A 22,190-nucleotide genomic window follows, 5' to 3' on the forward strand; every position below is an offset into this window, starting at 1 on the left:
TTTCATACGAATGAGCTTTTCATCTATTACCTGCAGGGCACCATCAGCAGTCTGGATAAGGGAGATGGCATCATTGGCATTACGAATACCCTGGTTCAAAGAAGCAATATCTGCTCGCATAAGCTCACGAATCGCCAGCCCAGCAGCGTCATCCGCAGCTGTACCTACCCTAAGACCAGAAGAAAGCCTTCTGGTAGAAACCCCCAGCCTGCCATAGGCAGTGGAGAGGTTTCTGGCAGCATTCATTGCCATTAAGTTGTGATTAACGACCAAAGACATTTTTTCCTCCTTAAATGACTTTGGTTAAATTTATTCAAAAATAATACCAAAAATGTCCCTTAAGTTTTTAGCCAAAAAGACGATAAAAAGAATGAACCTAAAAAGGAGTAGAGCCATGCGCATAGAAGGAATTAGTTCTCAAACAAAAATGAACATCTCTAACTTAGAGGAGCATAAAGTAAAAAACAGAGAGCAAACTCAAAAACTAGAACTAAAAGACTTGAGCAAACTCAAAGATTTAACTCAATCCCTCAACCAATACCTGGAAGCGCAGGAAATCCCTCTCAAGTTTAGAGTGCAAAACGAACAAAAGGTAGTGCAGGTAAACCTGATTGATACCAAAGAAAACAAGGTTATTCAAAAAATTCCCCCGGATGAAGTGCTCAACATTGCCAGGCACATTGAAGATACTATTGGAGTATTTGTGAGAAAAAGTTTTTAGGGAAGCCAGCAATTACTGACTTCCCTAAAAAGCATATAAACAGAAGGTAATTTAGGGACTACCGCTTAATTTGGATTAACACACTTAACATATTATCCGTAGTAGTAATAGTTTTACTATTGGCCTGAAAACCCTTTTCCACAGTTATCATCTTAACAAACTCAGTGGCCAAATCCACATTGGACTGCTCTAAAGAGTTGGAAGCAATGGTACCTTTGCCTCCAGTTCCAGCCAGGCCAGTTAAAGGTGGTCCAGACTGCCTGGTCTCAGCAAAAAGATTGCCACCCTCTCTTCTAAGGCCATAGCGATTGTTAAAGTCAGCCAAAGTCAACGCATATAATTCTAAAATCTGTCCATTGGAATATCTACCTGTAATAACTCCATCCCTGTCCACAGTAATGTTTTGTAAAAAACCAGCAGTATAACCATCCTGAGACTGGTAAATGGTAGTAGAGCCAGTACTGTAGTTGGTCACAGACAGGGCACTGCGCTCAGCATCATTAAAAGAATCTAAATTAGTTATGGTAGTGCCAATATCAGAAGCTTGATCTGAAGAACCTGTCCATCCAGGACCAATTCCATTATCAGTAAAGTCTCTATTTCTTAATCCAAAATTAAGCTCTATATTTAAGGCGTTAGTGTCTGAAGTATAGTCAGCATTGGTATTACCTAAAAAATTAGGAGTAAAAATGGGATAACCATTTTGAGAAAAGGCTGCTGGTTCCCATGTTTCTAAATCATTATAATCATATCCTGCTGGAGGAGTCCCATTAATAGTAAAAGCAGTCATATCAGCTAATTCTCCAGCTGAATTAAAGGTAAGGGTACCAATCATTAACACCCCTCTTTTAGTATCTCCTGAACTCCAGAAACTCCTGTTGTCTTCATTGGGATTTACTGCCACCATGTATTCCCAATATCTCTCTCCGCCTGTATTGGTTATATTGTCTTCCACTGGGTCAAAATAAACAGTAAGGTCATGGGAAGTTCCGTTTTCATCATATACCCTGATAGTACTTTGATAGGCATAGGCTGTATCTCCTAAAGGAGTATCCTGAGTTGCATCCCACTGATCAAACATGGCAAAAAAAGGATCCGTAGTACTAGTAGAATTATCTTCACTCCTGGAGTCCAGGTTCACCACCATGGAAACAGTTGTTGTTTCCTGAGGAGGAGATTGAAAGTTTTCCAGACGAATATCAGTAGGCGTTCCTACAGTTCTAACTCCTGGGGATTCTTGAGCGGTAGTAGTTGAAGTGGCTACTTGAGTTTCATCTTCTTGTTGAACTACCCATCCCTGCACTACATAACCATGTGGGTCTACCAGATATCCATCTTCATCAAAGCGAAAGTTTCCTGCCCTGGTATAGTATTCAACCTCTTCTCCCTTGGGGGAAACAATAAAAAAACCATTGCCCCCAATAGCCAGATCAGTGGATTCTGAGGTGGTTTCTAAGGAGCCTTGAGAAAAGTCTCCGTAAATGGCGCCTACAGCAGCGCCTCTACCCACCTGCCCCACGCCATTGGCTACAGTAATTTCCTGGCTTAGGGCATCCTCAAAGTAAATACGAGAAGCTTTAAAGCCCACCGTACTTACATTGGCAATATTATTGCCCACAACACTCATGCCTTCACCGTGGACCTTAAGTCCACTGGTACCTGAATATAAAGATGCTGAAAGTCCCATATATTACCTCCTATAAAAAACCAGGGTTAATTTTCTGAAACTATTTCCTTTACATTGTTAAAATCAATAACCCTACCATCTTCAAGCCTTAGTAAAGTTCCACTACCTGTATTTTGTATCCCTGAAACTTTACCACTTACTTCTGTATCCACTAAAACAGGATTTCCATTTACGCCTTCAGCCGCAAAAGTTACACTATAAACTCCATTGGCAGCTTCCTTACCTGTAAAGTCCTTGCCATCCCAGGTAAATTGATATTCTCCAGGCTGCCTGGAACCAAGGCTCGTAGAATAGATAATGTTTCCAAAGCTATCAAAAATATTTACATAAACCTCTTTAGCTGTATCTTCCAGACTATAGTAAATCTTGGAAATACTTTCTTCTTCTTTACTTAAGGTATCTCCTGCAGCTACTACTTCTTTACCAATAAAGCCTACAGCCCCAAGCATTCTATCCTGTTGATTTAAGGAGACCAGATTATTTATGCCTTCAGCAATGTTATTCATTTGCTCCAAACTGGAAAATTGCGCTAACTGGGCAATAAACTCTTTATCATCCATGGGGTTTAAAGGGTCTTGATTTTCTAACTGCGTAACTAAAAGTCTTAAAAAAGCGTCCTTATCCAGGGCACTATTGTTGCCAGTGGCTTTGTAGTTGGCAGCTTCTAATTCCCTTTCGTATTGCCCCAATAAACTACTTACCTGACTCATATCCCTGCTCCTTTAGGCAAAAAGACTAAGCTTGTTGTTTAAACCAGAAGGTTCTTCCAGGTTCTTAGCCTGAATTTCCTGGCCAGAAGAGAAGAAATATCTCAGCCTGGCCAGGCCTATACTGGTCTCAAAGTTTTTTTGTTGTTCAAAGTTATGATTTGTAAACTGCTGACCGTGTTCAAAACTGGCAAAATTTTCCTGCTCCAGTTGGGTCTTTACCTCCATCTTTTGCACCCTAAAACCTTCTTGCTCCAGATGAGCTTTCAAACTATGCAAATTATGCTGTAAAACCTGTCCCACTTCCTCATTATTGCTTTTAAGTAGCAAACTCACTTCCCCTTTATTCATCTGCAAAACCATTCCCACCTTTCCCAGGTCAGGAGGATTCAAACGCAAAACCATTCTCGTATTGTTCTTACTTATATTTTGCCAGACTGCTTGCTCCACCTGATTCCAGACCTGTCTGGAAATTTTATTATTAACACTTAATTTATCTACCAAACTGTCTTTTAGGTTAACATTGGAGTTTACCAATTCCACTTTAGAAAATTCCAGCTTTCCCTTATCTTTATCTTCACCTTTATATTCCAGAATTTTTTTATTTTTTTTAGTTTCAGTTAAATCTTTTTGATTTTCCTCACCTTTAGAATTAAATTCATTATCCTTTTTACTTTCACTTACTTCAGCTGCACCTTTAGTTTTAGCTTTTACATCTTGCTTTTCCAGGTTCAAATTTTTAGTTTTAGTATCATTTTCTTCCATGCCTTTTACTTTGCCCTCTTCTGTTTTAGCTTTAATAAAACTTTCACTTTTTTGGCTAACAGGCTTATCTTTGGCTTCTAGCAAAGCTAAAATATTTTTTAACATACTTTTCTGTTCTGCGCTTAACCCTTCCCAATCTGGATTTGCCTTTAAAAGCTTACCTGCTTCCTCACTTAAGCTTAAAAGTAAGTTTTTAAGTGCAGAAACAGAGTTTTCTCCTACAAAATTGGCTACCTTTTTAACTTCAAAGTGTCCTCCAGCAATCTTACTCAAGGCTTTAAGTTCTTTCAGGTTGAGCTCTACCTTGCTATCTTCAGGCAAACTATCTATTTGCTTCAATACCTTCTGGAAAAAGTGCTCCAGCTTTGTCTGTTTTTGGCTCAAAGAAGTGAGCAGATTTTCTGCTTCTTTAGGGGTAAATTTAATTTTTTGTAAAAAAGTTAAAAGCTCTTGTTTTTCAGAGGTGGACAACTTTAACTGGGGCAAAATCTTAGAAGGCATCCACAAGTTTAGTCCCAGTAAAAGTTCCTTCCAGGTAAGTTCCTGCTTCTCCACTTTTTTCTTTAAAAGAGAAATTTTTTCTTTGCTTACTCCCTTTTGTTGAAGCAAGCTTTCTACCTGGGAAAATTCTTCCTCACTTATCTTATCTTCCAGCTTATCCTGGACCTGTTCCAATTTGCGAGCCAAAGAAGTCTTTGGCTGGATAGGTTTTCCAGTTTGACCAGTGGAAATTAAAGGATTTACCTTTGTCTCCTCTTGCTTTAAGAGAGACGCAAAATCACCCCTAACCAGATTATTTTTAACTTCTTCTGCAGGTAAGGCAAAAAACAAAGTAGGAAAAATTTGCATGGCCAATCTCCTTTAACCCCTAATTAATCAAGACCCATTCCAAAATGGATACAGTACAAAAACTTTTAACTACACCCTTAAAAATTGGAGACAAAGTTTTACCCACCAGATTAATCCTGGCTCCCATGGTGGGCTTAACTCATCTGGCTTTGCGCAAACTCATTCAGGAATACGGTGGTTGTGGGTTACTTTTTACAGAAATGTGCAGTGCTAGGGCCATACCCAGTGAAAACCCTCGTAATTCTCCCTATTTTAAATTTCTCCCAGAAGAACTTCCCTTTTTAACCTGCCAGATTGTAGGCAATAACCCTCAGGAAATGCTAGCAGCTGCCAAACGCATTGAAGAACTTGGTTTTTTTGGGGTGGATTTAAATTTTGGCTGTAGTGTTGCTAATATCTATAAAAAACAAAGCGGGGCCTACTTACTGGAAGAGCCCCTTTTGGCCAGTAAAATCATTTCCCTTCTCAAAAAACACTTAACCATTCCCCTAAGTGTAAAGTTTCGCTTGCCCCAGGAGGCAAGCACGGCCAAAGTTAAAGAACTTGCCCAATCCTTTGAACAAAGTGGAGCAGATTTTTTAATCTTCCATCCCAGAAAGTTTCCAGATCGTCGCAATAGACCCCCTCGCTGGGAATACATAGAAGTGGTGCAAGCCAGTGTAAGCATACCTGTTTTTGGCAATGGCAATGTGTTTAACCCAAAAGACTTAAAAAACATCCTGAAAACTGGTTGTGCAGGTGTAGCCTTAGGTAGAATTGCTGCTGCCAGGCCCTTTATTTTTGCTGAACTTTGCCACAACTTTACTCCCACTAAAAAGACCTACCTGGAAGTAGCGCAAAAGATGCTCACCTATTTGCAAAATTTTTTTGAACCAGTACGGGCTTTAAGGCTCTTTTACAAATGGACAACTTACTTTTGCGCCAACTTTGACTTTGGCTTATCCCTTTATTCCCAGCTAAAAAAAGCTAACTCTTTAGAGGAAATAGAAAAAATACTACCCCACATCCTTACTCTAAATCCCCTGACTTCTCCCAATCTTCTGCTGCTGGGAAATTAATTAGAAAAACTTTTTTTCACTTTTTGTACCCAGAGCGACCCAGAAGTTAATCTTTGTGCAAAATTTTTTTAAACCCAAAAAGTCTAAAACTTCACAAGCCTGAACATTCTCTTTTAAGCTCAATGACTCACTTTTTTACCTTTAAAACACTTCATTTTTTTCTTGGCAAAGGTTAGAGTTTGTGCTATTTTTAACAAGCGTTTTTAAAAAGCAAAAAAAATGAGGAGGTTGTTCCATGGCTGTTTATGTTTACGGGCACAAGAATCCTGATACAGACTCTGTCTGTGCAGCTATTGCTGTTGCTGATCTTAAGAGCAAGTTGGGTGTAGAGGCTAAGCCTGCAATGCAAGGCGAGCTCAATCCTGAAAGTAAGTTTGTTTTGGAAAAATTTGGTGTAGACGCTCCTGAAATCATTTCTTCTGCCAAAGATAAGCAACTTATCTTGGTTGACCACTCTGACCTGGCTCAGAGTTTGGACGATTTGGCTGAAGGTGAAATCTTGGGTATTGTAGATCACCACAAATTAGGTGATGTAACTACTCCCAATCCTTTAGAATGCTGGATCTGGCCTGTTGGTTGTACCTGTACTGTGATTAAGTATATGTACGACTTTTTTGGCGTAGAAATTCCCAAAAATATTGCTGGAATCATGCTCTGCGCCATTTTAAGTGATACTGTTATCTTTAAATCTGCTACCTGCACTGAAAAAGACAAAGAAGCTGCTGAAGCTCTGGCTAAAATTGCAGGTGTAGATGACCTGAAAGCCTTAGGCATGGAAATGTTTAAGGTCAAATCTGCTGTAGAAGGCACTCCCATTAGAGACCTTCTTTTCCGTGACTATAAAGATTTTGACATGAGTGGCAACAAAGTGGGTATTGGTCAGCTAGAAGTAGTGGACCTTTCCATTTTAGATCCTGTAAAAGACGCTCTTTATGAAGAAATGAAAAAGGTTAAAGAAGAAAAAGGTAATCATTCTGTTTTCTTGATGTTAACAGACATTATGAAAGAAGGTACTGAGCTTCTCATCGTTTCTGATGATCCTTCTGTAGTAGAAAAGGCTTTTGGCAAGGCTCCTGAAGGTCGCTCTGTTTGGTTGGATGGAGTTATGAGCCGTAAGAAACAGGTTGTTCCCAATTTTGAAAAGGCCTTTGCTGGCTAAAAACAAATAATTGCTGCTAAAAAAAGCCCTCCTTTAATGAGGAGGGCTTTTTTTATGTCTAATTGTCTAGACTTTAGGCACAAATTGCAAAGCTTCTTTAATTTTCTCTTCTGGATACAAATAGTCCTGCAGTTTTCCGGCTAAAAAGTCATCATAGGCCTTTAGGTCAAAGTGCCCATGTCCACTAAAACAAAAGACTATACTTTTTTCTTCGCCTCTTTCCTTACACTTTAAAGCTTCGTCTATAGCAGCCCGAATGGCATGACTGGTCTCTGGAGCTGGAATAACTCCTTCAGTCTGGGCAAAAAGATGGGCAGCCTCAAAGCACTTGGTCTGAGGATAGGCTACTGGTGTAACCAACTTTTTATGTACCAAATGGCTAACAATAGGAGCATCTCCATGATAACGCAAACCTCCGGCATGAATTCCAGGTGGCTCATACTTATGTCCCAGAGTATGCATTAAAAGCAAAGGAGTAAGTCCCACTGTATCTCCAAAATCATAGGTATAAACTCCTTTGGTTAAAGTGGGACAAGAAGCTGGCTCTACTGCTATGAGCTTGTATTCCTTTTCTCCTCGAAGCATCTCGCCTGCAAAGGGAGCTACAAAACCACCAAAATTACTGCCTCCACCCACACAACCAATTAAAATATCAGGTTTTTCTTCAATCAACTGCAGTTGCTTAGCCGTTTCCAGCCCAATAATACTCTGGTGCAAAATTACATGATTAAGCACACTGCCCAGGGCATAATTAGTGTCCTCATTAGTAGCAGCATCTTCGACAGCTTCAGAGATGGCAATACCCAGGCTACCGTTAGTTTCAGGATTTTCTGCTAAAATACGCTTCCCAGCTTCTGTACGGGAAGAAGGAGACGCAAAAACTTCTCCTCCCCAGATTTGCATTAAAGACTTGCGAAAGGGTTTTTGTTCAAAACTGATTTTCACCATATACACAGTACATTTAAGGCCAAAAAAATTACAGGCCAAAGACAAGGCACTACCCCACTGGCCTGCACCTGTTTCTGTCGCCAATCTGGTTATGCCTGCCTGCTTATTATAATAAGCCTGAGCTATGGCTGTATTGGGCTTGTGACTTCCAGCTGGGCTTACACTTTCGTCCTTGTAGTAAATTCTGGCTGGAGTTTTTAAATACTTTTCCAGATTTCTAGCCCTTTTTAAAGGAGTTGGGCGCCAAAGTTGATAAATATTTAATACTTCCTCTGGAATCTCTATCCATGGCTCTTTACTCATTTCCTGCTCAATTAAAGCCTTGGGAAAAATTGGGGCCAGGTCCTTCTCTTCCACTGGCTTTTTAGTAACTGGATGTAGAGGTGGAGCCATTTCCTCTCCAATTTCAGCCAGCAAGTTGTACCAGGCTCTGGGCAAATCCTTACTACCCAAAATTATCTTGTTTTCCTCCATTCCAATGCCTCCCTTCTAGATTTAATTTTTTAAATTAAAATAGGGGAATAAGTATCACCAGTAAGGCACTTTCCCCCATCTTTAGTTACCACAAAGGTATTTTCCACTCCCACCATGCCAATTCCTCGCAGGCCATACTTGGGTTCCAGGGCAATCACCATATTTTCTTCTAAGGGATCAATTATTTTCCTGGCCAGAGGAGGATACTCATCTATAAAAAGTCCAATTCCATGCCCCAGAAAAGGAACTTTATTACCACCTAAGCCCATAAATCCTTCTTCTAAGCCTCTTTTTTGAGCCAGCTCCAGGGCTTGTACATATATTTCCTCTGGCAGTACGCCAGGCTTTAACTTTTCTCTGGCCATTTCCTGTATTTCTTCACAAAAACCTTGAGCTATATCCACTACTTTGGGCCTGGCCCATTCTTTGGGATAATAGATTTGAGTTTTATCCGTGTGATAGCCCTGAAAACAAAACCCCACATCCACACTAAGAACTTCATCTTTTTGCCAGATTTTTTCTAAAGAACCCATTTGAGGAGTAGCAGGGTGGACGCCTCGCAGACCTAAGGGCCCATTAAAGGAAGAGTTGTAATTACCACTATCACCTGCTGAAATATGCCCTAAAAAAATCTCCTCGCCAAAACCCTGCATGCGCATAAGCCCGGCATGGCCCAGTTCAAAAAACACTTCCCAGACCTTCTTAGCAATCTCGTACTCTGAAAAACCAGGCTTTATTCTGGCAGGTAAAAGTTCATACAGTCCCTTATGATGCCTGCTTCCTGCCCGTTGCAACCTTTCCAGTTCATATCCAGTTTTTACTGCCCTGGTTCTGGCCAGTAAGTAATCTGCAGCGACCAAAGTTTCTATTTTTACCTTGCTTTGAAATAATTCTGCCAGTTCCCAGGTCAAAAAGCGCTTTTCTACGCCTGCGACCTTTAAAGTATAGCCAAAATCTTTTAAAATCCCTTCCACCTGTCCATAAGAACGAAAGGCCAGAATATTCAAAACCGAGCTTTCCTTTAAGGCCCTTTCCAGCCCTTTTCTTACCATTAAAATGGGTTCTCCGGCCTGGGGAATAAAAAGCACTCCATTTACCCAGGTACCTGTAAAGTAGTAAATAAGGGTTCTAGAAAAAATAAAAATACCTTCACCGGCAAAATCCAACTCTTGCCAGAGCAATCTTAATCTCTGCAATCTTAAATTAACTTCTTCTCTAGGTAATTTTTCCATTTTAAACCTCTTATTCTAGTAAGGAATAATCCATTTTACGCCGTTTGGGCTCAAAGCCTGCCTGTTTAATTAAGCGCCTGAGCTCTTTTTCAGGCAAGCGAAAGGATACGCCAGTGGCTTTAACCACATTTTCTTCTATCATGGTGGAGCCAAAGTCATTGGCTCCCCAAAACAAGGCAACCTGTCCCACCTTTGGCCCTTGAGTTACCCAGGAAGCCTGAAGGTTGGGGATATTATCCAGAAATAACCTGCTTAAAGCCAAAAAACGCAAATATTCCACTGAAGAAACTTCTTCCACTTTAATCTGGGTGTTTCTGGGTTGAAAGGTCCAGGGGATAAAAGCAGTAAAGCCTCCTGTTTTATCCTGTAACTCTCTTAACTTATTTAAATGTTCAATCCTATCCTCAATACTCTCAACATGTCCAAACATCATGGTTGCTGTGGTTTTTAAACCCAGATTGTGAGCGGTTTCCATAACTTCCAGCCACTTAGCCGAAGAATACTTTCGGGGAGAAATCCGCTCTCTTACTCTATCCACTAAAATTTCTGCCCCCCCACCTGGAATGGAATCAAGGCCAGCAGCTATAAGTCTGCTGATTACTTCTTTCAGGGATAAATTTTCCTTTTCAGCCCAAAAAATAATCTCTGGAGGAGAAAAGCCATGCACTGCTACCTGGGGAAAGTTTTGTTTCAAAAATCTAAGCATCTTTTCATAAAAGGATAAATCCAAATCTGGATGCATTCCACCTTGCAGGAGAATCTGATATCCTCCCAAAGAGACGGTCTCTTCTACCTTTCTACCTAGCTCTTCAAAACTAAGGACATAACCACCTTGTTTTTCTGGAGCACAATAAAAAGCGCAAAACTTACAGCCAGAAACGCAAACATTGGTATAATTTATGTTGCGGTCCACTATATAAGTGACTATGGGCTCTGGGTGAAGTTTAAAGCGAAAGGCGTGCGCCCTTTGCCCCAAAAGAAAAAAGTCCTCTTCTGTCCATAATTCCAAAGCTTCCCTGGGGGTCAGTCTAGACATCTTCTCTCCTTTGCTTTAGCTTTAGAAGAGGTGGTTAATGGATTCCAGCCGCCAAGTAAAGGCTAAGAAAATCTAAAAGGAGAACAGACTGTTGGAAGAAATAGCTTTTGAGTGTCAACGCTGTGGACAATGTTGTGAAGGAAAGGGAGGCATTGTTGTAACCTTAGAAGAGCAAGAGAAAATAGCTGCTTTTCTTGAACTTTCCCTGGAAGAATTTCAACATTCCTGTATCCACAAAGTACAAGATAAAGCCCACCTTAAAGTCAAAAACAACTTTTGCCTCTTCTTTGCTCCTAAAAAGGGCTGTCTCATTCATCCTGTAAAACCCAAAGTGTGTGCAGCCTGGCCCTATTTTCGGGGCAATCTAGTAGATGAATCTGCCTTTTCCCTGGCCAAAGAATATTGCCCGGGCATAAATCCCCAGATATCCTTTGCAGAATTTAAAAAAATTGGCCTTTACTATTTGCAAAAAAACAATTTAATCTGCCAAGAAAAAGATGGTCCTACTGCTTTAAAGGTAGCTGACTTATTAAACAATGAAGGCTGAAAACTATTTTTCTCTTTTGGGTCTAAAACCTGGAGCAAGTCTTAAAGAGATAAAACTTGCCTATCGTAAGCTTGCTTTTCGCTATCATCCAGACCTAAACCCTCAGGACCCCTTGGCTACAGTTAAGTTCCAGCAACTAAATCAGGCCTATGTGTACTTAAAAAACAATTACCACCTCTATACCCAGCAGACTAAAACCCAAACTCAGCAAACTCAAACTCAGCACAAAACCAAGGCCCAAAACTTCCAGCAATCCACTCAAGCCAATTACCAAAGTGGAAAATATAGAGAAAAATTTTATACCACCCAGGAAGAAATTCTAAAGGATATCTTGAACGACCCCTTTGCTCGCAAGGTATTTGAAGACATTTTTCGCAAGGTAGAAGCACAAAAGCAGCCTCACTTTTCTTTAGCCACTCTTTTTAACTGGCAAAAGCTAAAAGAATTAAGTTCCTTTTGGCTAAAAAAACAGCTGGATTCAGAAGAAGAGCTCAACTTAAGCGTAAGTGAGCTAAAACCAGGCAGTAAGGTAAAAATCAACATTCACAACAAACTAAAAGAGAAAAAGGTCATTGAAATTACCATCCCTCCCAACTATGTTCCAGGTCAAAAAATAAGACTTAAGGGCCTGGGAAGAAAGCTGGGAAAATGGCAAGGAGACCTCTATCTAAAACTCTATCCAAGGGAAAATAATGCGCTTAAATAAATTCATTGCCCATACAGGTTATACCTCCAGGCGAAAAGCTGATGAACTCATCTTTGCTGGAGAAGTAAAAGTAAACAATCAAATAGTTACTGAACCCTATTTACAGGTAGACCCCAAAAGGGACAAAGTCAGCATAAAGGGAAAACTCCTTTCCTACTCTGAGGAAAATATTTATTTAATGTTAAATAAACCCATTGAAGTCATCACTTCAGCCAAAGATGAAAAGGGACGAAAATGCGTCTTAGACCTTTTACCTGAGCATCTTAAAAAGCAACGCCCCTTTCCTGTGGGGCGGCTGGACTACTTTTCTGAAGGCTTGTTACTTTTGACCACAGATGGAGAGCTTTGCTATCGCCTAACTCACCCCAAATACAAGATACCTAAAACCTATGTGGTAAAAGTAAGAGGCGAAAATATTGCTGAAAAAATTAAAATAATGCAAAAGGGAATGACCTTAAAAGAAGGAGAAAAGGTCCTACCCGCGCAAGTAAAGGTCCTAAAAACAGCAAACACTCACTGGGAAATAGAACTGACCATAACCCAGGGGTTAAATAGACAGATTCGCAGAATGTGTAGAGACCTGGACTTAACAGTTCTAAAACTGGTTAGAATCCAATTGGGCCCACTTCACCTAGGCAACCTGGCCAGGGGAAAATTTAAACACCTGACCACCCCAGAAAAAAAACTTCTCCTCAAAGCAGTGGGCTTGATTTAGCCCTTTCAAAAAGCAAATATAACAATAAATAAAATCTATATTTATTCACAACCAATTTCTCATTTACAACTTACAACACAATAAAATTTAAAAATATAATTTAATTAAACCCAAAAACTATTCATCTATAACCAAAAGCTTACTTCTTCCTACATTTAAAATTTTAACTCTAATATCATATACCTCTTTTATAATCTTATCTTCAATAGAACTTAAATCACCTTTAGCATATATTTTACCTTGTTTCATAAAAACAAAGTAGTCTGCAAATTTAAAGGCTAAGTTTAAATCATGCAAAACTATGATAGTTATAATACCCAATTCTGAAGTAATTTTTTTTAAGACTTTTAATATTTCTATTTGATTTTTGGGGTCAAGATGATTTATTGGTTCATCAAGAAGCAAAATCTTTGGTTGCTGAGCCAGTGCCCTGGCAATAAGCACCTTTTGCAATTCACCACCACTTAATTCACCTACATTTCTAAACGAAAAATATTTTAAACCAAATATATAAATTATATTTTCTACTAATTTTAAATCTTCTTGTCTTGGTTCAAAAATGATATAAGGCTTTCTACCCAACAAAATAGTCTCAAAAACAGTACTAGAAGCTGATGTACTGTTTTTTTGAGGTAAATAAGCAATATTTTTAGCTAACTTTTTTCTTGATAGATTTTGAACATCTTCTTTTTTGATATAAATTACTCCCTCCTTAGGTTTTATAATTTTATCTATAGTTTTTAACAAAGTAGATTTTCCAGAACCATTTGGTCCTAAAATAGCATACACATTACCTTTATTAAAACGCAAACTTATATTTTTAATAGATAGCTTATTCCCATATCCAGCACATATATTACTTATTTCAAGCATTTAGAACCTTCTCCTTTTTATTAAAAGGTAAAAAAACATTGGGGCGCCTGCAAAAGAAGTTATTATTCCAACGGGTAAAACTACTGGAGATAAAATAGTTCTGGCAATAAAATCGGAAAGACAGAGTAAAAATGCTCCCATAAGGGCTGAATAAGGGATTAAAAACCTACAGTCATCACCTATCAAAAATCTTATAATATGAGGAGATATTAAACCTACAAACCCAATTATTCCTAAAAAAGAAATACATACTGAAACAACTAATGCACTCAAAAACATACTTATAAGTCGTAAGATTTTTATATTAACTCCCAAGCTTTTAGCAACTTCATCTCCCCAAAACAAAACATTAAAGTTCCACCTATTAAGATAAAAATAGGTTATACCTACCAAAAAAGTAATAAAAATAATTTTATTTTCCAACCACCCTGCCTTTCCTATATCTCCAAAAGTCCAAAAAACAGTAGCTGCAACCTGAAAATCATCAGCAAAATATTGCAAAAACATGGTAGCAGAACCAAAAAGGCTACTCAAAGCAACCCCAGCTAAAACAATTGACTCGGGAGAAGCTCCCTTGAAACAGGATAAAAATAAAATAATGGCAATGCTGGTTAAAGCTCCTAAAAAGGCAAAAATAACCACTGGATAGTTATTAAATATAGTTACAGCTTCAGAGCCAAAAGAGTGCGACTTACCTGCCCCAAGCACAATAATGGCAAAAGCTGCTCCAAAAGCTGCTCCATGAGACACTCCCAAAGTAAAAGGAGAGGCTAAAGGATTTTTAAGTATCTTTTGCATTACAGCTCCAGAGACTCCTAGAGCTGCCCCGGTTAAAATCCCTCCAATAGCTCTAGTTATCCTTATATTCCAAAGAACATATGAATATTCTGAATTTCTTAAAAGGGCATTAATAACCTCTTCTAAACTCATTTTTATAGAACCAAAGGCTATAGAGATAAAAAAAATAGCTATTAATAAAAGAATCAAAAAAAAACCCAATATTATTTTTAAATTTATTTTTTGTGTATACTCTTTAATCAAAGAACTATTGTATAAAATCTGCTTACTATTCAAAATGGACACGTTCAAATCCCCTATAAGTTTTTTTCAAATCAGAAAAAACATCTCTACCTACAAACTTACAAAATATTTCTCTTGCTTTTTGTTCTGGCTCTACATCTAGAAATCTCTCTGGATAAATAACCTTACCTATAAAATAAGCATTTGCTAAAAGCGTTTCAAAGTTTGTCCTATAAAAATTATATGGAAATAAAGAATAAACTTTCTTATATTGAACTGCTTTTAATTTTTGATAAAAAGGCCTATTTTTTACATAATCCTTTTGAATAATCGGCATTCCTGCTGCATCCAAAAACAAATATTCCGGATTCCACAACAAAATTTTTTCTTTATCCAGAAAAACATGGCCTTTGATTTTTGTTTCATCAACTACATTATGAGCATTTATCCATTGCAAAGGAGGATAATAGCCCTCAGAGCTAGTAAGTCCATGAATACCTCTAGCACTAATTCCTCCAACATAAATAGAAGCCCTTTTTACTCCTTTTGTCCTATTACTTAAGTCTGCTATAGTTTCTAAAATATATTGATTTAATTCTCTGGCCCTTTTTTCTCTATTTAAAATCTTACCTAAAAACTCTAAACTATTTATTAAATTATTTACATCAACTCCTTTAGTTCCTATATATTTAATAACTGCTACAGGAATTCCTGTCTTACTTTGTATAATTTCTGCATTTTCTTTTTCAAAAGTAATTACTAAATCAGGCTTTATCTCCAATAGCTTTTCCAGATCAGGCAATTTACCAGGACCACCTTCTCCAACTACTGGTAATCCTTTTATTTTATCCTTCATTGCTAACCAATAGACCTTACCCACAGCCGGATTATCTTTCATTACCTCCCTCTTTTCTAACCCTTCTACTCCTGCAACTAAATCCAAAGCATCTAGATAAACAATATAACGCAAAGAAGCCGAAATAGGCACAACCTTCTTAACTTCTCTAGGAATAGTTATTTTTCTTCCCACCATATCCAAAATAGTAATCTGTTCAGCAAAACCATTTATCTGCAAGAAAAACATTAAAACTAAACAAAGTACATAAACATACCTTCTCATTTTTCCCCCTACTTACAAGCAATATAAGGTTTTATATCCAAAATAGGAGTCCCATCATAAACATCAATCCCTTTTACTCGAATAACATTATCCTGACATTCTAAAACTTCAAAAACAGATACACCTATGGGGTTTGGCCTATAAGAAGAACAGGTGCTAAACACTCCTTTCATTTCTTTTAAGTGAGGAGGTTTTTGTACTAACTTATCAAAAGTAAAATCTGAAGATTTATGAAAACAAAAAACAACTACAATTTTATCTCCTGTGTTTATATCTTTTATTCCTTTTTGATAAACAGAATCCAAGACAATCTCCCCTTCCAAATCTGATACAGACCAATGTCTGGGGACATTGTTGGTTCGATTTTTTATATATCCTATAGAATTAAACTTAAATTCCATAAATCTTTTCCCCTATTTTTTCTATTTCAGAAAATACACTTTTATTCTCAGGAATTTTACCATCCAAAGCTGATGCATAAACTTCAGGATAAAAGTCAATAAATCCTAAAAGTTCTATATCTTGCTGCTCCAATGTTTTCTCAAGTCTTTCTTTTAAGTTTGACGTAACCTTATTAAAAAGTAAGTAGGCTCTTTTACCCATATCTTTAGCTAAAAAATAAGCTCTTTTAGCTACTTCAATAGAGTCGAGATAAGGTTCTGCTATAGCAAGCACTACATCAATACCTTGCTCTATCCCTCTTCCAAAGTGCTCCACTCCTGCCTCTGTATCCACTATAACCAGTTCATCTTTTTTCAGTTCAATTTTCTCTAAAAACTCCCTACTCACCACCCCCATTGGACAAGCACAACCCTCCATAGGATGACTAATTTTACCTATACTAATTAAAAAAATATTCCCATCCTGTTGAATAAATTCTGTTGGGATACTCTCTAAAGTGACCAGACCCTTTTCTAAAATATTTATTTTTGCTTCTTTGTCTTTAAATTTTTTAATCAGTTTTTGCTGTACTGCCTTTTTTCCTCCTAAAAAATCCATAAAATCTTTGGGAGAATGTGCAAAACCAAATAACCTAAAAAGGCTCTTATTGCTTTCATCGCAATCTACCACCAATACTTTGTTTGCTTTTTGGGCAAAAAACTTGCTCAGAGCATAAGTAATAAAACTTTTTCCCACCCCACCTTTACCAACAATAGCAATTTTATTCATCTGCAACTCTCCCTTTTTAAAAAAATTAAAATTTAAAAGATAAACCTGCTTTTAGTGAAAATGGTGCTCCCACATAGTAGGATGCTCCAGAAACCGTATCATCCCAGGCACTAATGCTAGATACATAATGGCGATCAAATAAATTATTTAATTCTAAAAAAACTTTAAACTCTTTAAAAGCTCCAATATTTTTTTTTGTATAAGAAGCCTTAAAATCAAAAACTTCATAAGAAGGTATATCCTCCTTATGTTCTATATCTCCATATCTTTTACCTATATAACGCATCTGAGGAGAAATTTCCCATCCTTGATGTTTAAAAATAATTCCAGAAACAACTGTCCACTTAGGGACATCAACAATTTGCTTACCCTTTGTATCATATGTTTGACCTTGGTACTCTATATCTCTGTCATAAGTTAAACTATTATAAGTTGGATTTAAATAAAAAGTAAATTTATCAGAAAGGAAAAAATTCATTGGTAATTCTAAACCATAACCTTTAGCTTTCCCTATATTTTGATAATAAGTTACAGGCTTTCCACTATCTAATACTCTAGAGTCTGAAATCTTTGTTAACAAATTTTTATGCCTGGAAAAAACAAAGTAGGATTTATTTCTAAATAGGAATTATGATATTTAATACCAAAATCAAAATTATCAGACTCTTCTATATCATACCCATCAAACAAATCATTTAAAGTTATACCTGCAGCTTGAAACTGAGTGCGCAACCTATTGTAAAGACTTATAAGAGGCATATAGGCATAAGGCCGAATAAAATTTTTACCATAACTTACAGAAGATTCCCAGTTATCTGAAAACTTATAAGAAACCCCTGCAGTAGGCAGCCAGATATCATAAGTTCTAGCTTTTCTATCTAAATCTGGAGCTCGCACTAAAGTGGGTACTCCTCCAGAATATTCGTTACATATCCCTTGCTTGCTGAATCTTCAAATCTAAAATATTTAACTCCAGCTTGCCAATTAAGTTTATCCCCATTGCCAGCCACTTTTAAGTAAGGGCTATGTACATAAGTATCACCTGTAGTGGAAAATATTCCATACCCCCTATAAGTCAAAGAACCATCTGAATTTATCCAATAATTTTCAGCAGTAATATCCATATCTGCTACTTCATAGTGATAACCTAAACTTGCAATAATATTTTTAAACTCAACCTCAGCCTCTGAAATAATTCCCTTTCTTTCAATATCTCTATTCCTCTGCTGAACACCTGGCTTTCCTTGTAGCTTGCTATATCCAGTTTTTATTCTAGCATCTTCTTGAGATAAATAAGGCTTAAAAATAAACTTGAGATAATCAGTGGCCTGCAAAGTCAAAACACTTAGATAGTCTTTATTTTCATGTTTTTCCCAATTATACTTATAATACAAATAATCTTCGCTAGGATTTCCTGTAAAAGACTCGTTAAAATCTAAACGATAGTATTTATCTAAGTTTTCTGCTTGGTCATAAGTAAGCGATCTATACTTATAGTTTTCAATATAATTATAGTTCGCCCAAAATTTAATCTCTAATTTTTCTCCTAAAGGTTGCACTAAAGTAAAATTAAAATTATTCCTGGGGCCAATGTCTCCAGGGCCTTTCCATTTATCTGCTTCACTAAAAGAATAAGCTAAGGAAATTCTAGTAGTTAAAGGTCCTTTTTCTCCTGAATCCAATCTAAAAAAGGTTCTTTTATAATCAAAACTACCTAAAGATTGAGAAAATTTTACCCCAAAGTCTTTTGTAGCCCAAAGAGGTTTTAATTCTATAGCTCCAGCTCGGTTACCTACTCCAGAACCAAGATCGCTAGGTATAGCTCCCTTATAAATGGAAATACTCTCAAAATTATCCAGATCATAAATATAATTTCTCGGTCCCATTGGATTTCCTCCATAATTGGGAACCCCTTCTACAGTCATAGCCCCAAGATATCCCTTCACCCCTCTCACACGAATACTGGATTGCTCTGAAGCCAAATTATTGGGATCTACCCCTTCAAAAACCACTCCTGGCACTACAGATACAACTTCGTAAACACTAGCCTTTCCCTTTTCACCCGCAATATCCATACCTTCCCTGGTTATTTCCGTACCAGTATAAACTGTTTCATCAGATTGTTTGGTGGGAACAATTATTTTTTGCCCTTCTACAACGATATCAGGCAATACAATATCTTCTGCTCTCCCTGGTATTGGATTTAAAAAAAATAAACAGACTAATAGCCACCACAACCTATAAAATTTCATAACTACCCCCTTACCTTTATTCTAATTTAAATTTTATTCTAATTTTAAAAGCTCGAGGTAAATTTAAAGAACTTGGTGGAACAGGAAAAGGCGAAGACTTTTTTACCGCTTGCAAAGCAGCTTGATCTAAAACATCTTGTTTTGAACTAGTAATAATTTTTAAATTGGAAATAGATCCATCTTTATAAAGAGTAAAACCAACCACACTACTTCCCTCTATTCTCTTTAATCTAGCTTTATAGGGATAAATTTTATTTTTTTCTATTAATCTAACTAAAGAACTTATGTATTCATTATTTATACTATCAAAACTATTTTTTTCCTGTTTAATATGTTCTCTATTTTCAAAGTTATTTTCTTCTAAATCATTATCAAAAACATCTTCCATCCTGGGGATAGATTCCATATTTAATTTTTCTTGTTCATAAGCTTCTACAGTTTTCCAATCATCTAATTTATTAAAAGTATCATCTATAGGAAAAGGATATAAGTCCTTAGTAAAATATTTATTATCAATATTTTTATTCTCTCTTGGAAAAGAAGGAACCTCTATATTTTCATTTGGCACAATATAATCTTGAACGCTTATCTCCATATATATAGTATCTTTTTTCATATCTTTTTTAGCAATATACTCTTTTTTATTAATCAAAAATAAATGTATACTTAAAGAAATTAAAAAGAATATAAAAAAATACTTACTATCTTTAAATTCAACCATTTCAATTAATTTCTTTCAGTAGCTAAAACAATTTTTTTACAACCAGTTTTCTGAATAACATCCATTACACTTACGACCTTTTCTAGTTCTAATTCTCGGTCAGCCTTTATGATTACGCTTTCTAACTTAAAACTTTTATCTTTTTTTAACTTTGACGACAATTCCTTTAAACTTATATAATTACCATTAAAAAATATCTTACCATTATTTTCTATATAAACAATTATTTCTCGTTTTACATTTAAAGCTTTTGTATCTGCCTTAGGTAGATTAACAATAATTCCTTCTTGATCCATAAAACTTGAGGTTAATAAAAAATAAATTAACAGCAAAAACACTATATCTATTAAAGAAGTTAAAGGTACTTGAATAGAATATATTGTTTTTTTCTTAGGGTGTACTAACATACTAAAATACGCTCAAAACTTTAATAAATTCTACGCTACCATCCCGCAGCTTAGCTTCTAATTTATTAACCTGAGCAACTAAATAACTATGTGCCAACATAGTAGGTAAGGCCACGGCTAACCCCAGGGCTGTGGTCAACATGGCTTCCCATATTCCTCCAGCCAACACAGATGCATTTACTTTGCCTCCCATTTCTTCAATAACCATAAAAGCCTTAATCATACCAATAACTGTCCCTAAAAGTCCTAACAGAGGAGTAACATTCCCTATAGTAGCTAATACTTGCAAATACTTAGAAAACCTATCTACTTCTTCTTCAATGGCATGAAGCAAGACTGTTTCTATGGTTTCTCTATCTTGTTTTATTACTTCAATGGCCTTTGCCAGTACTCTTCCCAAAGGAGATTTACTTTCCAGGGCAATCTTTAAAGCAGAACTTACATCCTTTTTCCGTAAGTAAGCACAAATATTAACTCCAATTTCTTTTTTTTGTCTTTTCCAAAGAAAAAACCGAAAACAACGCTCCATAAAAATAGTCAAACTCAATACAGAACAACCCAGAATAGGAATAACTAAAAAACCTCCCTTCTCCAATAAATCCAGCATAAAAACCCCTTTTTTTCTAATTTAACAAACTCCTTCTACTAGAAATCAATTTACCATTTTTATATTCTTGCCAAGAATCTGGATTGCCATCACCATCTTTATCTATTTCTACTTTTCTAATCTTCCCATTTTCATAAAAATACCAGGTATCAATTTTTCCATCTTTATTTCTGTCTTTTTTAGCCAAACAAGGGAATCCTTCTTTAGAATAGAGCCAGATTACATCTATAAAACCATCCTTATCCTTTTTTTGATATTCAACTAACTTTCTCTCTTTATTATATACTTTTAACTCTATGACTTTTTTAAATTTATCATCAACAATTTCTTCTTTTACTGGAATATTATTTTTATAAACAATACGCCTAAAAATAGGAGTTTTTTCATTTCTAATTTCTATTATTTTTTTATTCTCATTCTTGTTAAGAAAAACATTCTCCTCAAAAAATCCATCTTCATCTCTATCTCTTTTTAACAAAACTTCATTTTTATTTTTATAGACTATTTTAAAGTCTATTTTACCATTATAATTTTCATCTCTATCAATACCTACTAAAATTCCATCTTTATAATGTTCGTAAACATCTTCTTGACCATCTCCATTGATATCATAAATTATTTTCTGGACATTATTACTTTTATCATAACTTATTATCTTCTTTTTCCATTTACCTTTTATTTTATTAAAAACAATTTTTCTTAAATAACCATTACTTTTTTCAATAACTATATTTCTATCATTATTAACTTCTTCTATTTTATTTACTTTTCCAGATTTAAAATATATAGTTTTTATTGTATCTTTAGAATCACCCAAAAACTCTTTTCTATACAGTATATCTCCTGAATTTGTAAAATAAGTTATTTTATCTATTTTACCATCAAAATTTAAATCTTCTTTTTTTATATACTTATCTCTACACAAATATATATATTTATCAAATAAACCATCTCTATTTTTGTCCATTTTTTCTAAAACTAAATTATTTTTTTCAAATATAAATACATGATATGGTAAATATTTACCTTTTACATATAACTCTTTTACTAAAATACCTTCTTTTATTTTAAAAACAGTCTGTTCCCAAAAACCATCTTCATCCAGGTCATACTTTATTTTAACTACCTTACCAGATTCATCTAAAAACAAAATTTTATCCACTTTACCATTCGAATTAACATCCTTTTTCACCATCCTGCTTATTTGAATACTTTTTTTAGCTCTTTCATAACCAGAAAATTTTTGAGCTATTTCCTGTTCTAAATTCATTGCCCAACCACTGCCTCCCAAAATTCCCATCAAAAAGACTATCCCCCCTAAAAACACCGCCTCAAACTTCCAGACCAAATTGTTCACAACTTTTTACCTTAAATATTATTATTTTTTAAACAAATAAAAAACAACCTTCTTTTTCA

25 protein-coding genes are annotated in these 22,190 nt (G+C 36.0%); 6 read left to right on the forward strand and 19 right to left on the reverse strand.

Annotated features, from left to right (window positions below):
* Positions 1-279: flagellin N-terminal helical domain-containing protein (locus tag ACTCIM_RS08345; RefSeq protein WP_472314972.1), on the reverse strand; the 279-nt coding region annotated here is incomplete at its 3' end.
* A gap of 115 nt (positions 280-394) precedes the next feature.
* On the opposite strand from ACTCIM_RS08345, the gene ACTCIM_RS08350 reads away from it, so the two are divergent.
* On the forward strand, positions 395-721 hold the full coding sequence (locus tag ACTCIM_RS08350) for a flagellar protein FlaG (RefSeq protein WP_029965515.1): 327 nt from the start codon (positions 395-397) through the stop codon (positions 719-721).
* 58 nt (positions 722-779) lie between these two features.
* On the opposite strand, the gene ACTCIM_RS08355 is transcribed toward ACTCIM_RS08350, so the two are convergent.
* The 3 genes from ACTCIM_RS08355 to ACTCIM_RS08365 are packed head-to-tail and all read right to left on the reverse strand — an operon-like array spanning position 780 to position 4,729.
* Positions 780-2,408 carry a flagellar hook protein FlgE gene (locus ACTCIM_RS08355; RefSeq protein ID WP_472314974.1) on the reverse strand — a complete coding sequence of 543 codons (1,629 nt, stop codon included), beginning with the start codon at positions 2,406-2,408 and terminating at the stop codon, positions 780-782.
* Positions 2,409-2,434: 26 nt separating this feature from the next.
* Positions 2,435-3,118, reverse strand: a complete 684-nt coding sequence (locus tag ACTCIM_RS08360) for a flagellar hook assembly protein FlgD (RefSeq protein ID WP_464278587.1) — start codon at positions 3,116-3,118, stop codon at positions 2,435-2,437.
* A 12-nt stretch (positions 3,119-3,130) separates the two neighbouring features.
* Positions 3,131-4,729, reverse strand: coding sequence for a flagellar hook-length control protein FliK (locus ACTCIM_RS08365; protein ID WP_472314976.1), 1,599 nt, complete (start codon positions 4,727-4,729; stop codon positions 3,131-3,133).
* Between the two features lie 44 nt (positions 4,730-4,773).
* Here ACTCIM_RS08365 and ACTCIM_RS08370 point away from each other — a divergent pair, with 44 nt between their 5' ends.
* On the forward strand, positions 4,774-5,787 hold the full coding sequence (locus ACTCIM_RS08370; RefSeq protein ID WP_464278589.1) for a tRNA dihydrouridine synthase: 1,014 nt from the start codon (positions 4,774-4,776) through the stop codon (positions 5,785-5,787).
* Positions 5,788-6,022: 235 nt separating this feature from the next.
* The gene (locus tag ACTCIM_RS08375; RefSeq protein WP_472314978.1) at positions 6,023-6,946 is read left to right on the forward strand and encodes a manganese-dependent inorganic pyrophosphatase; all 924 of its coding nucleotides are present in this window, start codon (positions 6,023-6,025) and stop codon (positions 6,944-6,946) included.
* 66 nt (positions 6,947-7,012) lie between these two features.
* On the opposite strand, the gene ACTCIM_RS08380 is transcribed toward ACTCIM_RS08375, so the two are convergent.
* Genes ACTCIM_RS08380 through mqnC form a run of 3 tightly spaced genes read right to left on the reverse strand, consistent with a single transcriptional unit; the run spans position 7,013 to position 10,636 of the window.
* Positions 7,013-8,368 (reverse strand): TrpB-like pyridoxal phosphate-dependent enzyme, encoded by a 1,356-nt coding sequence (locus ACTCIM_RS08380; RefSeq protein ID WP_472314979.1) that lies wholly within the window; start codon positions 8,366-8,368, stop codon positions 7,013-7,015.
* Between the two features lie 29 nt (positions 8,369-8,397).
* Positions 8,398-9,600: a M24 family metallopeptidase gene (locus ACTCIM_RS08385; protein ID WP_464278592.1), complete on the reverse strand. Its 1,203-nt coding sequence runs from the start codon at positions 9,598-9,600 to the stop codon at positions 8,398-8,400.
* 10 nt (positions 9,601-9,610) lie between these two features.
* Entirely contained in the window at positions 9,611-10,636 is a 1,026-nt protein-coding gene (gene mqnC, locus ACTCIM_RS08390; RefSeq protein ID WP_029965504.1) for a cyclic dehypoxanthinyl futalosine synthase, read from the reverse strand.
* Positions 10,637-10,727: 91 nt separating this feature from the next.
* Here mqnC and ACTCIM_RS08395 point away from each other — a divergent pair, with 91 nt between their 5' ends.
* The 3 genes from ACTCIM_RS08395 to ACTCIM_RS08405 are packed head-to-tail and all read left to right on the forward strand — an operon-like array spanning position 10,728 to position 12,604.
* Positions 10,728-11,183, forward strand: a complete 456-nt coding sequence (locus tag ACTCIM_RS08395) for a YkgJ family cysteine cluster protein (RefSeq protein ID WP_029965501.1) — start codon at positions 10,728-10,730, stop codon at positions 11,181-11,183.
* The gene (locus ACTCIM_RS08400) at positions 11,173-11,889 is read left to right on the forward strand and encodes a DnaJ domain-containing protein (RefSeq protein WP_472314980.1); all 717 of its coding nucleotides are present in this window, start codon (positions 11,173-11,175) and stop codon (positions 11,887-11,889) included. The genes ACTCIM_RS08395 and ACTCIM_RS08400 overlap by 11 nt, the downstream gene beginning before the upstream one ends.
* A complete protein-coding gene (locus tag ACTCIM_RS08405; protein ID WP_472314981.1) occupies positions 11,876-12,604 on the forward strand; it encodes a pseudouridine synthase in 729 nt (242 codons plus the stop codon). The genes ACTCIM_RS08400 and ACTCIM_RS08405 overlap by 14 nt, the downstream gene beginning before the upstream one ends.
* A gap of 117 nt (positions 12,605-12,721) precedes the next feature.
* On the opposite strand, the gene ACTCIM_RS08410 is transcribed toward ACTCIM_RS08405, so the two are convergent.
* From ACTCIM_RS08410 to ACTCIM_RS08465, 12 genes are read right to left on the reverse strand one after another with little or no spacing between them, the layout of a single operon-like run.
* Positions 12,722-13,477 (reverse strand): ABC transporter ATP-binding protein, encoded by a 756-nt coding sequence (locus ACTCIM_RS08410; RefSeq protein ID WP_472314983.1) that lies wholly within the window; start codon positions 13,475-13,477, stop codon positions 12,722-12,724.
* On the reverse strand, positions 13,478-14,560 hold the full coding sequence (locus tag ACTCIM_RS08415) for a FecCD family ABC transporter permease (RefSeq protein WP_472314984.1): 1,083 nt from the start codon (positions 14,558-14,560) through the stop codon (positions 13,478-13,480).
* Positions 14,544-15,617, reverse strand: a complete 1,074-nt coding sequence (locus ACTCIM_RS08420; protein WP_464278599.1) for an iron ABC transporter substrate-binding protein — start codon at positions 15,615-15,617, stop codon at positions 14,544-14,546. The genes ACTCIM_RS08415 and ACTCIM_RS08420 overlap by 17 nt, the downstream gene beginning before the upstream one ends.
* A gap of 8 nt (positions 15,618-15,625) precedes the next feature.
* Positions 15,626-16,018, reverse strand: coding sequence for a tRNA (N6-threonylcarbamoyladenosine(37)-N6)-methyltransferase TrmO (tsaA, locus tag ACTCIM_RS08425; protein WP_464278600.1), 393 nt, complete (start codon positions 16,016-16,018; stop codon positions 15,626-15,628).
* Positions 16,008-16,787 (reverse strand): ATP-binding protein, encoded by a 780-nt coding sequence (locus tag ACTCIM_RS08430; RefSeq protein ID WP_464278601.1) that lies wholly within the window; start codon positions 16,785-16,787, stop codon positions 16,008-16,010. Before ACTCIM_RS08430 ends, tsaA begins: the two co-directional genes overlap by 11 nt.
* A gap of 25 nt (positions 16,788-16,812) precedes the next feature.
* Entirely contained in the window at positions 16,813-17,367 is a 555-nt protein-coding gene (locus ACTCIM_RS08435) for a TonB-dependent receptor domain-containing protein (RefSeq protein ID WP_472314986.1), read from the reverse strand.
* A complete protein-coding gene (locus ACTCIM_RS08440) occupies positions 17,361-17,684 on the reverse strand; it encodes a TonB-dependent receptor domain-containing protein (RefSeq protein ID WP_472314987.1) in 324 nt (107 codons plus the stop codon). Before ACTCIM_RS08440 ends, ACTCIM_RS08435 begins: the two co-directional genes overlap by 7 nt.
* Complete coding sequence (locus tag ACTCIM_RS08445; protein ID WP_472314988.1) at positions 17,684-19,039, reverse strand: TonB-dependent receptor plug domain-containing protein; 1,356 nt, start codon at positions 19,037-19,039, stop codon at positions 17,684-17,686. Before ACTCIM_RS08445 ends, ACTCIM_RS08440 begins: the two co-directional genes overlap by 1 nt.
* A 16-nt stretch (positions 19,040-19,055) precedes the next feature.
* Positions 19,056-19,760: an energy transducer TonB gene (locus tag ACTCIM_RS08450; protein ID WP_472314990.1), complete on the reverse strand. Its 705-nt coding sequence runs from the start codon at positions 19,758-19,760 to the stop codon at positions 19,056-19,058.
* A 5-nt stretch (positions 19,761-19,765) separates the two neighbouring features.
* Positions 19,766-20,167, reverse strand: coding sequence for an ExbD/TolR family protein (locus ACTCIM_RS08455; RefSeq protein WP_472314992.1), 402 nt, complete (start codon positions 20,165-20,167; stop codon positions 19,766-19,768).
* Position 20,168: 1 nt separating this feature from the next.
* On the reverse strand, positions 20,169-20,774 hold the full coding sequence (locus ACTCIM_RS08460; RefSeq protein WP_472314994.1) for a MotA/TolQ/ExbB proton channel family protein: 606 nt from the start codon (positions 20,772-20,774) through the stop codon (positions 20,169-20,171).
* A 16-nt stretch (positions 20,775-20,790) separates the two neighbouring features.
* A complete protein-coding gene (locus tag ACTCIM_RS08465) occupies positions 20,791-22,074 on the reverse strand; it encodes a hypothetical protein (RefSeq protein WP_472314996.1) in 1,284 nt (427 codons plus the stop codon).
* Positions 22,075-22,190 lie beyond the last annotated feature (116 nt).

Source organism: Desulfonauticus sp., assembly GCF_055126295.1.